14 protein-coding genes are annotated in these 14,596 nt (G+C 64.1%); 10 read left to right on the top strand and 4 right to left on the bottom strand.

Features of this window, described 5'->3' with window-relative positions:
• Nucleotides 1-108 precede the first annotated feature (108 nt).
• The 3 genes from IVA82_RS45020 (at nucleotide 109) to IVA82_RS45010 (ending at nucleotide 2,062) form a co-directional block, all read left to right on the top strand.
• On the top strand, nucleotides 109-885 hold the full coding sequence (locus IVA82_RS45020) for a L,D-transpeptidase (protein ID WP_247388126.1): 777 nt from the start codon (nucleotides 109-111) through the stop codon (nucleotides 883-885).
• A 17-nt stretch (nucleotides 886-902) separates the two neighbouring features.
• Nucleotides 903-1,553 (top strand): DUF2865 domain-containing protein, encoded by a 651-nt coding sequence (locus tag IVA82_RS45015; RefSeq protein WP_247388125.1) that lies wholly within the window; start codon nucleotides 903-905, stop codon nucleotides 1,551-1,553.
• A 353-nt stretch (nucleotides 1,554-1,906) separates the two neighbouring features.
• Nucleotides 1,907-2,062 (top strand): Thivi_2564 family membrane protein, encoded by a 156-nt coding sequence (locus IVA82_RS45010; RefSeq protein ID WP_011084288.1) that lies wholly within the window; start codon nucleotides 1,907-1,909, stop codon nucleotides 2,060-2,062.
• 78 nt (nucleotides 2,063-2,140) lie between these two features.
• Here the strand turns inward: IVA82_RS45010 and IVA82_RS45005 are convergent, their stop codons facing one another.
• The 4 genes from IVA82_RS45005 to cysD all read right to left on the bottom strand — a co-directional run bounded on the left by IVA82_RS45005 (nucleotide 2,141) and on the right by cysD (nucleotide 7,705).
• Nucleotides 2,141-2,341, bottom strand: coding sequence for a CsbD family protein (locus tag IVA82_RS45005; protein ID WP_187435802.1), 201 nt, complete (start codon nucleotides 2,339-2,341; stop codon nucleotides 2,141-2,143).
• Between the two features lie 95 nt (nucleotides 2,342-2,436).
• Nucleotides 2,437-4,602 carry a malate synthase G gene (locus IVA82_RS45000; protein ID WP_247493940.1) on the bottom strand — a complete coding sequence of 722 codons (2,166 nt, stop codon included), beginning with the start codon at nucleotides 4,600-4,602 and terminating at the stop codon, nucleotides 2,437-2,439.
• A gap of 372 nt (nucleotides 4,603-4,974) precedes the next feature.
• Nucleotides 4,975-6,891: an adenylyl-sulfate kinase gene (gene cysC, locus IVA82_RS44995; protein WP_247388123.1), complete on the bottom strand. Its 1,917-nt coding sequence runs from the start codon at nucleotides 6,889-6,891 to the stop codon at nucleotides 4,975-4,977.
• Nucleotides 6,892-6,910: 19 nt separating this feature from the next.
• Nucleotides 6,911-7,705, bottom strand: coding sequence for a sulfate adenylyltransferase subunit CysD (gene cysD / locus IVA82_RS44990; RefSeq protein WP_247388121.1), 795 nt, complete (start codon nucleotides 7,703-7,705; stop codon nucleotides 6,911-6,913).
• Nucleotides 7,706-7,950: 245 nt separating this feature from the next.
• On the opposite strand from cysD, the gene cysG reads away from it, so the two are divergent.
• From cysG to cysT, 7 genes are all read left to right on the top strand, one after another.
• Nucleotides 7,951-9,387: a siroheme synthase CysG gene (gene cysG, locus IVA82_RS44985; RefSeq protein WP_247388120.1), complete on the top strand. Its 1,437-nt coding sequence runs from the start codon at nucleotides 7,951-7,953 to the stop codon at nucleotides 9,385-9,387.
• Nucleotides 9,384-9,701: a DUF2849 domain-containing protein gene (locus tag IVA82_RS44980; protein ID WP_247388119.1), complete on the top strand. Its 318-nt coding sequence runs from the start codon at nucleotides 9,384-9,386 to the stop codon at nucleotides 9,699-9,701. The genes cysG and IVA82_RS44980 overlap by 4 nt, the downstream gene beginning before the upstream one ends.
• 11 nt (nucleotides 9,702-9,712) lie before the next feature.
• Nucleotides 9,713-11,368 (top strand): nitrite/sulfite reductase, encoded by a 1,656-nt coding sequence (locus tag IVA82_RS44975; protein WP_247388118.1) that lies wholly within the window; start codon nucleotides 9,713-9,715, stop codon nucleotides 11,366-11,368.
• Nucleotides 11,355-11,870 carry a DUF934 domain-containing protein gene (locus IVA82_RS44970; RefSeq protein ID WP_247388117.1) on the top strand — a complete coding sequence of 172 codons (516 nt, stop codon included), beginning with the start codon at nucleotides 11,355-11,357 and terminating at the stop codon, nucleotides 11,868-11,870. Before IVA82_RS44975 ends, IVA82_RS44970 begins: the two co-directional genes overlap by 14 nt.
• A complete protein-coding gene (locus IVA82_RS44965; RefSeq protein ID WP_247388116.1) occupies nucleotides 11,867-12,592 on the top strand; it encodes a phosphoadenylyl-sulfate reductase in 726 nt (241 codons plus the stop codon). The genes IVA82_RS44970 and IVA82_RS44965 overlap by 4 nt, the downstream gene beginning before the upstream one ends.
• A gap of 124 nt (nucleotides 12,593-12,716) precedes the next feature.
• Entirely contained in the window at nucleotides 12,717-13,718 is a 1,002-nt protein-coding gene (locus IVA82_RS44960) for a sulfate ABC transporter substrate-binding protein (RefSeq protein ID WP_247388115.1), read from the top strand.
• Between the two features lie 36 nt (nucleotides 13,719-13,754).
• Nucleotides 13,755-14,591, top strand: a complete 837-nt coding sequence (cysT, locus tag IVA82_RS44955; RefSeq protein WP_346658785.1) for a sulfate ABC transporter permease subunit CysT — start codon at nucleotides 13,755-13,757, stop codon at nucleotides 14,589-14,591.
• Nucleotides 14,592-14,596: the final 5 nt, after the last annotated feature.

Here is a 14,596-nt window from a genome sequence, read left to right as displayed (position 1 = left end):
CGCTTGACTGTGACATAGCTGCCGCATCCCGGGGCGGAACTTGAGTCGGCTCGGCCGCGTTTAGCCGGCAGCGCATCACCCAGATGCACAATTCTAACGGGGCGGCACATGACGAAATTCTCTGCATTCCACCGCCGGCTTTCGCCGCGCGTGCTCACCACTGTTGCTTTTGTCACAGCTTTGCTGACGGTGCCCTTCGCGGCACAGGCGCAGACGTTCGGCTATACGCCGATGCCGTCGCAGGCCTTTCCACAGGACCCGAGCTATTCGCAGGGCTATGCGCGCCAGGAGCCGCAGGCCGCCGACGAGGACGCCGTGCTGCCCGATCGGCTGCGCAGGCAGATCGTCAGCTTCGACAAGAACGAGCCGGCAGGCACCATCGTCATCGATACCGGCAACACCTATCTTTATTACGTTCTCGGCAATGGCCGCGCCATCCGCTACGGCGTTGGGGTCGGTCGCGACGGCTTCACCTGGTCAGGCGTGCAAAGCGTGGCGCGCAAGGCGGAGTGGCCGGACTGGCATCCGCCGGCGGAAATGATCGCGCGTCAGCCCTATCTGCCCCGCTTCGTTGCCGGCGGCCCCGGCAACCCTCTCGGTGCGCGTGCGATGTATCTCGGCGCGAGCCAATACCGCATCCACGGCACCAACGATCCCACCACTATCGGCAAGTTCGTGTCCTCCGGATGCATCCGCATGACCAATGAGGACGTCATCGACCTGTTCGGTCGGGTCAATGTCGGCGCCAAGGTCGTGGTGCTGCCCAAGAACGCGCCGCTGATGGCCAAGGGGTACGACAGGGGCGGTGAGCGCAAACGTCCGGCGGTGACGACGCTCCCCGCGGGCCGCCAGGCGTTGAACGCCTCGGCGTCGTCGGTGAACTAGGAGTTGAACGAGGTCACATGGGTAAATGTTCGATCGGCAAGCTGGCTAGCGGCGCGGCGGCATTGTTCACCGTCGCCTCTCTCGGTCTCGTGCTGGCGCCGTCGGCGCAGGCCGAGGATTTTTTCTCGGCGCTGTTCGGCGCGTTCGGAGCGCGGCCTCCACAGATCCGGATGCCGTTCCCGAACGATGACATGCCGGGCTACGACTCCCCGCGACAGCGGGCCGCCTATGGCGGCGGCGCCGCCTATTGCGTGCGCGGCTGCGACGGCCGCTATTTTCCGGCGCAGGGTGCAGATAGCGAAAGCAAGGCGCAATCCTGCAAGAGCTTCTGTCCGACCGCCGAAACCTCGCTGGTATATGGCAGCAATATCGACGACGCCACGACCGAGGGCGGAAAATCCTATTCCGAACTTCCGAACGCGTTCCGCTATCGTAGTGAGATCGTCGCGGGCTGCACCTGCAACGGCAAGAGCGCAGCCGGGCTCGCACAGGTCAAGGTCGAAGACGATCCCACCTTGCGCAAGGGCGACATCGTCGCTGGCGCCGACGGACTGGTGGTCGCCAACCGCAACGCAAATGACCGGCACGGTGTCGCAATGAACTTCTCGCCGCTGCCGGAATCGATCCGCGCAAAATTCCGCCAGGTGCCGGTGGTGGCGAAGGAGTAGGGCGCGCTTCCTGCTCCTGCATCGTCGTCCTGGCGAGAGCCAGGACCCAGCTCGCCGAGCGAAACGATCAGCGAGGCTTCGCCCGCGGTGTTGCGGAGCAGCCAGGCGTTCTGCTTGATCGACAGCAGCTGGTTGATCTCTGCGTTCTGGTGGTTGACGGTGGCGGCCAGGATGTTCGAGAGCTTGTCGAGCGTATCGAGCAGGCATCTGAAACGACAAGGTCAAAGCTTTAGGCGGGCGGCCTATCGTAGGAGTACTGAACTACTAGAAGTTGCAAGGGTTGCCAGTGTGGAACCAGCGCGGGCGACAGGCGTTAGAACATCGTTAGCAATTTGCCTGAAGGGGGCCCTGCGATGCTGGTCGGTGTACTCGTCACCTTTCTCGTCGTCATTCTCGTGCTCTATCTCATCAACATGCTGCCGATGGACGGCCGTGCCAAGCAGATCGCGCGCGTCGTCGTCATCATCATCGGCGTCGTGTCGCTGCTGAAATACCTGACGGTGTTCTAGCGCGGGCAGGGTCCCTCGCATCGTCGCCGTCGCAGCGAAAAAGCCCCGGCTTGCGCTGGGGCTTTGTTTGCGGCTGCTTCAATGCAGCGACTTGAGCCAGTCGTCGACATCCTGACGCACCTGGTCCTTGGCCTTGCCGTAGCGTTGCTGGAGCCGGCCCTCCAGTTGCTCGCGGCGGCCCTCGATCAATTTGAGATCATCGTCAGTGAGCTTGCCCCATTTCTCCTTGGCGGATCCCTTGAACTGCTTCCAGTTTCCTTCGATGCGATTCCAGTCCATGACCATCTCCCATTGGTTGATGGCCCGACAACGCAAGCGGCGCGCGGCCGTTCCGCTGCGCGACGCGACGTTTCGCCCGCTCGATGCAATCCTCGTCAGCCTCCTGCCTTCGCTTCGCGGCGGCGCGCGGTGAGGATGTATTCGGTGTAGCCGTTCGGCTGCTCGCGCCCCTTGAAGATCAGGTCGCAGGCCGCCTTGAACGCGACACCGTCGAAGGAGGGCGCCATCGGCTGATAGAGTGCATCGCCGGCGTTCTGCTTGTCGACGACGACGGCCATGCGCTTGAGGGATTCCATCACCTGCGCTTCGGTGATGACGCCCTGGTGCAGCCAATTGGCGAGGTGCTGGCTGGAGATGCGCAAGGTCGCGCGGTCCTCCATTAGGCCGACGTCGTGGATGTCGGGCACCTTGGAGCAGCCGACGCCCTGATCGATCCAGCGCACGACGTAACCCAGAATGCCCTGGCAGTTGTTGTCGATCTCCTGCTTGACGTCGTTGGGCGCCCAGTTCGACTTCGACACCGGAATGGTGAGGATGTCGGAAAGCTTCGCACGAGGCCCGCCCTTGGCGAGCTCCTGCTGGCGCGCGATCACATTGACCTGGTGATAGTGCAGCGCGTGCAGCGTCGCCGCCGTCGGCGAGGGCACCCAGGCGGTGGTGGCGCCCGCTTGGGGATGGGCGAGCTTCTGGGCCAGCATGTCCGCCATCTTGTCCGGCGCCGCCCACATGCCCTTGCCGATCTGGGCGTGCCCGGGCAGGCCGTCGATCAGGCCCATGTCGACATTCCAGTCCTCATAGGCCTTGATCCAGGCCTGCGCCTTCATCTCGTTCTTGCGGATCATCGGACCCGCCTCCATCGAGGTGTGGATCTCGTCGCCGGTGCGGTCGAGGAAGCCTGTGTTGATGAACATGATGCGCTTGGAGGCGCGCTGGATGCAGACCTTGAGATTGACGGTGGTGCGCCGCTCCTCGTCCATGATGCCGACCTTCATCGTGTTCTCGGCAAGGCCCAGCATCTTCTCGACGCGGTCGAATATCTCGCAGGTCAGCGACACCTCGTCCGGGCCGTGCATCTTCGGCTTGACGATATAGGCCGAGCCGGTGCGGCTGTTCTTGACCTTGGAGTTGCCCTTCAGGTCATGAATCGCAAGCAGGCCGGAGACGGCGGCATCGAGCAGGCCTTCCGGGATCTCCTCTCCCTTCTCGTCCAGCACCGCATCGGAAAACATGTGATGGCCGACATTGCGCATCAGCAGCAGGCTGCGGCCATGCAGCGTCACCTCGCCCTTGCCGTCTGGCGTCTTGTAGGAGCGGTCGGTGTTGAGCGAACGCGTCAGCGTCTTGCCGCCCTTCTCGAAATCGGCCGAGAGCGTGCCGTTCATCAGGCCGAGCGTGTTGCGGTAGACCAGCACTTTGTCTTCGGCGTCGACCGCGGCAACCGAGTCCTCCATGTCGAGGATGGTGGAAACTGCGGACTCCATGATCATGTCGGCGACGCCGGCCGGATCGTCCTTGCCGATCATGTTGTTGCGGTCGATCTTGACCTCGACGTGCAGGCCGTTGTTGACTAGCAGCACGGCGGAAGGCGCCGCGGCATCGCCCTGGAAGCCGGCAAACTGCGCCGCCTTCTTCAGCGCGGTGGCGTTGCCGCTCTTCAGCTTCACCGCGAGCTGGCTGGCGACCACGCTATAGGCGGTGACGTCGGTGTGGCTGCCGGTCGCGAGCGGAACGGCGGCATCGAGGAACGCCTTGGCCTTGGCGATCACCTTGTCGCCGCGCGCCTTGTTGTAGCCCTTGCCCGCGTCGGCGGCATCGTGTGGGATCGCATCGGTGCCGTAGAAGGCGTCGTACAGCGAGCCCCAGCGTGCATTTGCCGCGTTCAGCGCATAGCGCGCATTGGTCAGGGGCACGACGAGTTGCGGGCCGCAGATCTTGCCGATCTCCTCGTCAACGTTTGCCGTTTCGACCTTCTGGGTCGCCGGCTCGGGCAGGAGATAGCCGATCTCCTTCAGGAAGGCGGTGTATGCGTTGATGTCGAACGGCTTGCCCTTGTTGGCGCGATGCCAGTCGTCGATCTTGGCTTGCAGCGTGTCGCGAACCGCCAGCAGCGCGCGGTTCTTCGGCCCCAACTCCTTGATGATGGCGGCCAGCCCGGCCCAGAACGCGTCGGGTGCGATGCCGGTATTCGGGGCCGCTTCCTTGGCGATGAAATCGAACAGGAGGGGGGCGATCTTCAGTCCGTGGGCGTCGACGCGTTCCATGATGGGCTTTCTTGTTGGAAATGGCTGTTTTTGGCTGCTTTTGACCCGACAGCAGCAAAATGCGCCCGCAAAGGACGGCTTTCAGGCTCTATTAGACCCAAAATCGAGGCCGTGAGAAGGCCCCCGACGTCTGTCAAAATGTCAAGGCGAGGTGGCGTCCGGTCGGACCGCGTCTTCATGTCCGATGCGAAAATACCAGGCACGCCCTCTCACCGGTGTCGTCCTGGCGAAAGCCAGGACCCATTACCCCAGGAAGGAGTTTGGCGAAGACTCGTCGTCCGGTATTGCCACCGTGTCTCACGGTTAGATCACGCGGTATGGGTCCTGGCTTTCAACAGGACGACACCGGTGGTGTGGCACAACAATGCGCCCTCAAATATTCGCCGCGAGATCCACGACCTCGTCGAACAGCACGCCGGTGGTCTTCAGCATCTGCTCGATGGCATCGGTCGCATCTGCGACCGAACGCGTGGCGGTGTCGATCACGAGTTCGGCGGCCTCGGGCTTCTCGTAATCGTTGCCGATACCGGTGAAGGACGCGAGCGCTCCCGCGCGGGCCTTCTTGTAGTGGCCCTTGGGGTCGCGCTCCTCGCACACCTCGGCCGGCGTCGCGACGTGGATCTCGCGGAACGCGGTATCGGCGATACGGCGTGCGGTGGCGCGGTCCTCGCGGGCGGGCGAGACGGCGGCGACGATCGCGATGTGACCGTTGCGGGCGAGATGCGTGGCGACTTCGGCGAGACGGCGGATGTTCTCGCTGCGATCAGTGGCGGAGAAGCCGAGGTCGCTGTTGAGGCCGGCCCGCACGGTATCGCCGTCAAGCAGGATCGGAGAGCCGCCGTTCGTAAACAGCCGCCGCTCCAGCGCTTTCGCCAGCGTCGACTTGCCGGATGCCGGCAGGCCGGTGAGCCAGACCACCGCGCCGTTGTGGCGATAGCGTGCGGAGCGCTCATCTAGCCGCAGCGCGGACTCCACTGGCACGATGTCGACCGGCTCGGCGCGCTGGCCGGCATCGACCGACAGCACGAGGCCGCCGCCGGCGATGCGCCCCGAGACTTCGATAACGAGGCGCCCGGTGCGCGGATTCTCGGTGTAGGGATCGGTCGCGATCGGATGGGACAGCGAGATATCGATCTCGCCGACATGGTTGCGCCCGATCGCCTTGTTCTCGACGCTCGAAAGCTCGCCGGGATCGACCGCCTTCTCGATCGCGACCACGGTGGCGCGGCTTTCCTTCGGGCCGCAGCGCACCAGGAGCTGGTCGCCCTTGGCGAGCGGCTTGTCGTGGAGCCAGAAGATGCGTGCGCGTAGCCGCCGCGTCTCGCGGGGGGCGGCGCTTGCATGCGCGATGATGTCGCCGCGCTCGACGAACAGCTCGCGGTCGAGCGTGATGCCGACCGAGCGGCCAGCGCCCTGACGTCCGGCGACCGGCGACACCGGCCAGCTCTCGACCGACTTGATCCTGGCGATCTTGCCGGCTGGCATGATCACGATCTCATCGCCGGCAACCAGGCTGCCGGATTCGATGCGGCCGGCGACGATGCGGCGATCGTCGAACTTGTAGATCGCCTGCACCGGCAAACGCAGCGCCAGCGCCTCGAGCGGTCGCGCTGGCTCCAGCCGGTCCAGCGCCTCCACCACCGTCGGTCCCCTGTACCAGGAGATGCGGTCGGTGCGCTCGGCGACGCCGTCGCCGTCGCGCGCGGAGATCGGAATCACAGCCGTCGGCGTCACGCCGAGGCTTTGCAGATGCGCCGAAATCTCATCGCTGATCGCCTTGAAGCGTTCGGCGGCGAAGTCGACACGGTCCATCTTGTTGACGACGATTGCAACCTGCTTCACGCCCAGCAGATGCAGGAGATAGCCGTGCCGGCGAGTCTGGTCGCGCACGCCTTCGAGCGCGTCTATGATCAGCACCGCGCCGTCGGCCTGCGAGGCGCCGGTGATCATGTTGCGCAGGAATTCGGCGTGGCCGGGCGCGTCAATCAGCACGATGTCGCGCGAATTGGTGCGGAAGCGGATCTGCGTGGTGTCGATGGTGATGCCCTGGTCACGCTCGGTCTGGAGCGCGTCGAGCAGGAACGACCATTCGAACGGCATGCCGCGCCGTGCACTGACGGCTTTGAGCATTTCGAGCTTGCCGTCGGGCAGGCTGCCGGTCTCATGCAAAAGCCGGCCGACCAGTGTCGACTTGCCGTGGTCGACATGGCCGACGATGACGATGCGGACCTGCGGCCGCGTCGTGCCGTTCGGGGTGGCGGGCGAGGCAGACGGGACGATCATGTTCATAGCCGCGTTGCGTCCTGGGTCAGAGATAGCCGGCGACGCGCAGACGCTCGAAAGCATCCTCGGTCTCGTGGTCGAGCGCGCGTCCCGCGCGCTCCGGCACCTTGGTCTGTTCGAGCTCGATCAGGATCTCGTCGATGGTCGATGCGGTCGAATTCACCGGATTGGTGATGTCTTGATCACCCAGCGAGCGATAGCGCTTGCCGTTCTGCGAGAGATAAAGCGGGATGATCGGGATGTTCTCGCGCTTGGTGTAGGCCCAGATGTCGGCCTCGGTCCAATGCAGGATCGGATGGATGCGCAGATGCGCGCCCTGCGGCGGCGAGGCGTTGAAATGATCCCAGAACTCCGGCGGCTGGTCGCGCACGTCCCAATTGCCTTCGAGCCCGCGCGGCGAGAACACGCGCTCCTTGGCGCGCGTCGCCTCCTCGTCGCGGCGGATGCCGGCGATCAGGCCGTCAAAGCCGAATTTGGCGAGCGCCATCTTCAGCCCTTCAGTCTTGCGCGCGGCAGAACGGGCCGCAGGCGGCAGCGTTGGGTCGACGGCATCGATCGGCGGGCAGGGCTCGACGCGCAGGTCCAGATCCCACTCCTTGCCGTAGTGATCGCGGAAGCGATACATCTCCGGAAACTTCTTGCCCGTGTCGACATGAAGCGCCGGGAATGGCAAGCGGCCGAAGAACGCCTTGCGCGCCAGCCAGATCATGACGTTGGAGTCCTTGCCGAGCGACCACAGCAGCGCAATCTTCTTCAACCGTGCAAAGGCCTCGCGGAAGATATAGATGCTCTGCGCCTCGAGCTGGTCGAGATGGTCCATGCTTGGGGCAAGTTCAGCAGAAAATTCTTGAGCACGTGCGCGCTCGGTGAACGCAGGGCTGCTCAGTCGATCAGCAGCGGAATCGTCCTTGAGAAGATGCATCTCTGCCACTTTGCGTTTGGAGGCGAAAATTCTATAGTTTCGGCGCGGGGGAGAAGAAAAAATTTTCTCTTTGCGCGCTCGAAACGAGACATATATAGAAAATAATTCCAGTCAACCCCGTATGTGGGGGAAGCGAGTATCGCATGCGGTTCTTGCCGGTGTTTCTCGATCTCAAGGCCGGTCCGATGGTCCTCATCGGCGCGGGTGAGCTTTTGCGCGCCAAGCTGCGCGTGCTCGTCGCTGCCGGCGCGCGCCTCCGCGTGCACGCGATTGACGGCAATCACGACCTCGGCCTCGGATCTGGTGACACGGCGCAGGTGACGCTCGCCGACGGCGATCCGCTCACCACTGATCTTTCCGGCGTCATTGCCATCGTCTGCGCAGGTGCGGGCGATGTCGGTGTGGCGATGTCGGTGCGGGCCAAGGCTCTGGGCCTGCCCGTCAACGTTATGGACGACCTCGAGCATTCCAGCTTCATCTTCCCGGCCATTGTCGATCGCGGCGACGTCGTGGTCGCGGTCGGCACCGGCGGAACGTCGCCGGTGGTGGCGCGGCGCGTGCGTGAGAAGATCGAGGCGCTGCTGCCGGCGCGCATCGGCGAACTCGCCGAGTTCATCGGCGGCTTTCGCAAATCCATCAACGAGCGCATCGCCGAGTTTCCGTTGCGCCGGCGCTTCTGGGAGCGCGTGATCGACGGTCCAATTGGCGCCGCCGTGCTCGCCGGCCGCAAGGGCGAGGCGGAAACCGCGCTTGGGAAGATTTCAGATCCGTCCGCCTTCGCCCGCGCGGACAAGCCGGAAGGCTCTGTCGCGTTGGTCGGTGCCGGTCCCGGCGATCCCGATCTGCTGACCATCAAGGCGCTGCGCGTGCTCCAGGATGCCGATATCGTCTTTCATGACGAGCTGGTTTCGCCTGAGATTCTCGACCGCATCCGCCGCGACACCGCGCGCATTCCGGTCGGCCGCCGCGTCGGCAGGCCCGGTATCGGCCAGGCCGCCATCAACAAGCGCATGATCGAGGCTGCACAGGCGGGCCAGCGCGTGGTTCGGCTGAAGGGCGGCGATCCCTTCGTGTTCGGCCGTGGCGGCGAAGAGATCGAAGCCTTGCGCGCGGCCGGTATCGCCTATTCGATCGTTCCCGGCATCACCGCTGGACTCGGTGGTGCCGCCGATTTCGAAGTGCCGCTGACCTATCGTCACGAAGCGACCCGCATCACCTTCCTCACCGCGCACAAGGCTCGCGATGCCGAGACGGTCGACTGGTCGACGCTGACCGACACCAAAATGACCGTCGTCGTTTACATGGGCATGACCGCGGCACCTGCCGTGCGCGCCGGCCTGTTTGCCGCCGGCCGCTCGCCGGAAACGCCGGTCGGCGTGTTCGCCGGCGTCACGCGTCCCGATGCGCAAGGCGCCATCGGCACGCTCCGCGACCTGCCCGAGCTCGTGCGGCGGATCAACGGTGGTCCCGCCATTCTCATCATCGGCGACGTGGTCCGGCATGCCGGCTCCCTGCGCCGCGAAACTTCCGAGAAAACGCCAAAGCAAATCATCTCTGACCTCCTGGATGCAGCCGAATGACCTCTCCGCTTGAACAGAAGAAAATCAAGATCGCCGGCCCCTCGGTCGTGACCGCCAACCGTACCTGGGACGGCATCGTGGTCTACCGCACCGCCGCCAACGGCTGGTCCGCGGACTTGTCGGAGGCCGCGATCGTGCGTAACTCCGACGAGGCGAAAACGTTGCTTGCCGAGTCCGTCGCCGATGACGTCGGCGCGATCGGTCCCTATATCGCGCCGGTGCAGATCGGCGAGGACGGCAAGGTCCAGCCCGGCAATCTGCGCGAACAGATCCGCCGCACCGGTGTGACGATCGGGTCGCCGGTCCAGGTTTAAGGCACTCTCTGATGTATGCTTACGACGAAATCGACCGCACGCTCGTCAACGAGCGCGTCTCGGAATTCCGCGACCAGGTGAAGCGCCGCCTCTCGGGCGAGCTCACCGAGGACGAATTCAAGATCCTGCGCCTGCAGAACGGCGTCTATCTGCAACTGCACGCCTATATGTTTCGTGTCGCGATTCCCTACGGCACGCTGGCGTCGAACCAGCTGCGGCAGCTCGCCCATGTCGCGCGCAAATATGACCGCGGTTACGGCCATTTCACGACGCGGCAGAACATCCAGTTCAATTGGATCAAGCTTGCGGAGCTGCCGGATGCGCTGGCTGATCTCGCCGAGGTCGGCATCCACGCGATGCAGACGTCCGGCAACAACATGCGCAACGTCACCTCGGACCAGTGGGCCGGCGTCGCACCCGGCGAGATCGAGGACCCGCGCATCTGGTCGGAGCTGATCCGCCAGCACACCACGCTGCATCCGGAATTCTCGTTCCTGCCGCGCAAGTTCAAGATCGCGATCACCGCATCGGACCATGATCGCGCTGCGATCAAGATTCACGACATCGGCCTGCGCCTGATCAAGAACGAGAAGGGTGAGACCGGGTTCGAGGTGCTGGTCGGCGGCGGTCTCGGCCGGACGCCGTTCATCGCCAAGACCATCAAGCATTTCGTCCACGGCCGCGACATCCTCAGCTATATCGAGGCTATCCTGCGCGTCTACAACCAGTACGGTCGCCGCGACAACATCTACAAGGCGCGCATCAAGATCCTGGTGCACGAGCTCGGCATCGAGAAGTTCTCGCGCGAGGTCGAGGATGAGTGGCAGCACATTCGCAATTCCTCGCTCCAGATCGACGACGAGGTGATCGAGGACATCCGCTCGCGCTTCACCTATCCTCCTTACGAGAAGCTGCCGCATATGCCGGACGAGTTGCGTCAGGCGGCGGCCGATCCCGGCTTCGAGGCGTGGCGCAAGAACTCGATCGCCTCGCACAAGAACCAGGGGTACTCCATCGTCACCATCTCGCTGAAGCCGATCGGTGCGCCGCCCGGCGATGCCACCGCCGAGCAGATGGACGCGCTGGCCGATCTCGCCGACAAATATTCATTTGGCGAGATCCGCGTCGGCCACGAGCAGAATCTGGCGCTGCCGCACGTCGCCAAGCGCGACCTGCCGGCGCTATGGAAGGCGCTCGACAAGCTCGGCCTGGCGACGCCCAACGTCAACCTGATCACCGACATCATCGCCTGCCCCGGGCTCGATTACTGCTCGCTGGCGAATGCGCGCTCGATCCCGATCGCGCAGGAACTGACGCGGCGCTTTTCCAATCACGAGCTCGCCAACCTGATCGGCCGGCTGCACATCAACATCTCCGGCTGCATCAACGCCTGCGGCCATCACCATGTCGGCCATATCGGCATTCTCGGTGTCGAGAAGAACGGCGAGGAGGTCTATCAGATCACCATCGGCGGCCGTGCCGACGAGAATGCCGCGCTCGGCAATCTGATCGGTCCCGGCGTGAAATTCGACGAGGTCGCAGATGTCGTCGAGGACATCGTGGAAGCCTATCTGGCGCTGCGCGAACGGCCCGAAGAGCTGTTCATGGACACGGTAAAACGCCTCGGCGTCGAACCCTTCAAGGAGCGCGTCTATGCCACTCGTTAAGGGCGGAAAGATCGTCGACGACAGCTTCGCCAAGCTTGCCGTCGATACGCCGCTGCCCGCCGACGGCGACATACTGGTGCCGGCCGAACGCTTCCTGAGCGAGATGGAAGCGTTGCTGGCGCGTGTCGGCAAGGTCGGCGTGATCTGGCCCAACAATCGCGACATCAGCGAACTGGCGCCGCATCTCGGCAAGCTCGCGGCCGTGGCGCTGGTGTTCCCGACCTTCCGCGACGGCCGCGCCTACAGCCAGGCGCGGCTGTTGCGCGAGCGCTACAATTATCGCGGCGAATTGCGCGCGACAGGCCAGGTGCTGCGCGACCAGTTCGTATTCATGCTGCGCGCCGGCTTCGATTCCTTTGAGGTCAAGAAGCAGGCGGACGCGGAGGGCTTCATGCAGACCGCAAAGCGCTACTCGGTGTTCTACCAGCCGACCGGTGATGGCCGGATCACCGCGCTGCACCGGCGCATGCAGCTGCGTCACTCTGAAGGTGTCGGCACGTGAACGCAGTCGCATCTCGGGTATCGTCAGTCTCCGGACTGCCCTCGGCGGAGAAGCTCGATCGCGCGCTGCGCGATGCGTCGCCCGCGGAGGTCATAGCCGCGGCCCTGAAGGCGGTTGGCCGCGAGAAGCTCGCGCTGGTGTCCTCCTTCGGCACGGAATCGGCGACGCTGCTCAAGGTGATGGCGGATGTCGATCCGGCGATCCCCGTGGTCTTTCTCGATACCGGCTGGCTGTTCGAGGAGACGCTGGCCTATCGCGACACGCTGATCGCAACGTTGGGCCTGAAAGATGTCCGCTCGATCAAGCCGGCCGAGGAGACGCTGTCGCGCGAGGATCCTGACCGCGAGCTCTGGTTCTCCGATCCGGACGTCTGCTGCCGCATTCGCAAAGTGGAGCCGCTGGCGCGCGCGCTCAAGCCGTTCGCGGCCTGGATCAACGGCCGCAAGCGCTTTCAGGGCAATGCGCGTGCCGACATTCCGGTCGTCGAGGACGATGGCGCGCGGTTGAAGTTCAATCCCTTCGCCAACGTGTCGCGCGAGGAGATCGAAGCGATTTTCGTCCGCGCCAAATTGCCGCGGCATCCTTTGGCTGCGTCCGGATTTCTGTCCGTTGGATGCATGCCTTGCACCAGCCGAACGGCAGCGGGCGAGGACGAACGTGCCGGCCGGTGGCGCGGCCGCGCCAAGACAGAATGCGGCATTCACACGATGAAGATTTCGTAGCACAGCTAGGCTGCCACGCTACGAACAAGGAAATCCGGTTCCGTTGACTTGAACGTGTTTCGCCCCGAGTTATGTCTGCACGCCTTCGTTGACACTGAGGTCCTCGAGGTGAATGGAGATGGACATGATGCGCCGTATCGTTCCGCTCGCGGCAGGCCTGATCCTGACAGGCTTCTTGGCAAGCTCGGCTTTCGCCGCAGATATCAATCTGCTGAACGTGTCGTACGATCCGACGCGCGAGCTCTATGCCGAATTCAACAAGGCGTTCGCGAGCGCCTATCAGAAGGAGACCGGCAAGAGCGTCGAGATCAAGCAGTCGCACGGCGGCAGCGGTTCGCAGGCGCGCGCGGTGATCGACGGGTTGCAGGCCGATGTGGTGACGCTCGCGCTCGCCTATGACATCGATGCCATCGCGAGCAAGGGTCTCACCGTGGCCGACTGGCAGAAGCGGCTGCCGCAGAATTCTTCACCCTATACCTCGACCATCGTGTTCCTGGTGCGCAAGGGCAATCCCAAGGGCGTCAAGGACTGGGACGATCTGCTCAAGCCGGGCGTCGCCGTGGTCACGCCGAACCCGAAGACCTCGGGCGGGGCGCGCTGGAACTATCTGGCGGCGTGGGGCTATGCCCAGAAGAAGCTCGGCTCGGCCGACAAGGCCAAGGACTTCATCGGCAAACTCTATCAGCAGGTGCCGGTGCTCGACACCGGAGCGCGTGGCGCGACCGTGACGTTCGTCGAGCGCGGCGTCGGCGACGTGCTCCTGGCCTGGGAGAACGAGGCGTTCCTCGCCTTGAAGGAGTTTGGACCCGCGAAATTCGAGATCGTAGCGCCGCCGCAATCGATCCTGGCCGAGCCGCCGGTTACGATCGTCGACAAGGTTGCCGATAAAAAGGGCACGCGCAACGCCGCCGACGCCTACCTTCAATATTGGTATACCAAGGAAGGTCAGGAGATCGCCGCGCGCAATTTCTACCGTCCGCGCGATCCCGAGATCGCCAAGAAGTATGAAAATTCCTTCGCCAAGGTCGAGTTGTTCACCATCGACGACGTGTTCGGCGGCTGGACCAAGGCGCAGAAGGAACATTTTGCCGACGGCGGCGTCTTTGATCAGATCTACAAGAACTGATCGGGCGCGGTCGGAGGGGCTTTAGCAGGGGGCCGGGTGAGCGCAATCGCAGCACGACGCCGGACGTTGCCGGGCTTCGGTCTCACCATGGGGCTGACGCTTTCCTGGCTGTCCGTGATCATCCTGATTCCGCTCGCGGGCCTGTTCCTGAAATCGCTTGAGCTCAGCCCCGAGCAGTTCTGGAACATTCTCTCGAGCCGCCGCACCCTGAACGCGCTCAGGGTGTCGTTCGGCCTCGCCTTCGCGGCGGCCTGCGTCAACCTGGTGATGGGCAGCATCATCGTCTGGGCCTTGGTGCGCTACCGCTTCCCCGGGCGGCGTTTGTTCGATGCCATTGTCGACGTGCCCTTCGCGCTGCCGACCGCAGTTGCTGGCGTCGCACTGACCGCGCTATTCGCCGAGAAAGGCTGGCTCGGGGCGCCGCTCGCGGCGATGGGCATCAAGGTGGCGTTCACGCCGGTCGGCATCTTCGTCGCCATGATCTTCATCGGCATTCCCTTCGTGGTGCGTACCGTGCAGCCGGTGCTGCAGGATCTCGATCCTGAGATCGAGGAGGCCGCCGGCAGTCTCGGCGCCAGCCGCTGGCAGACCATCATTCGCGTGATCCTGCCCTCGCTCGGGCCGGCACTGCTGACGGGGCTCGCGCTCGCCTTCGCCCGTGCGGTCGGCGAATACGGCTCGGTGATCTTCATCGCCGGCAATTTGCCGAACGTGTCCGAGATCGCGCCGCTCCTGATCGTGATCCGGCTCTCCGAATTCCGGTACGCCGATGCAACCGCCATCGCGGTGGTCATGCTCGTCGTCTCCTTCGTCATCATCTTCGCCGTCAACCGGCTCCAGCGCTGGGCGCAGAGCCGGATCCCGGTGCGCTGAGGTCG

The organism is Bradyrhizobium sp. 142, assembly GCF_023074015.1.
Classification (GTDB): domain Bacteria; phylum Pseudomonadota; class Alphaproteobacteria; order Rhizobiales; family Xanthobacteraceae; genus Bradyrhizobium.
This window is presented reverse-complemented; position numbering and strand designations above follow the sequence as displayed.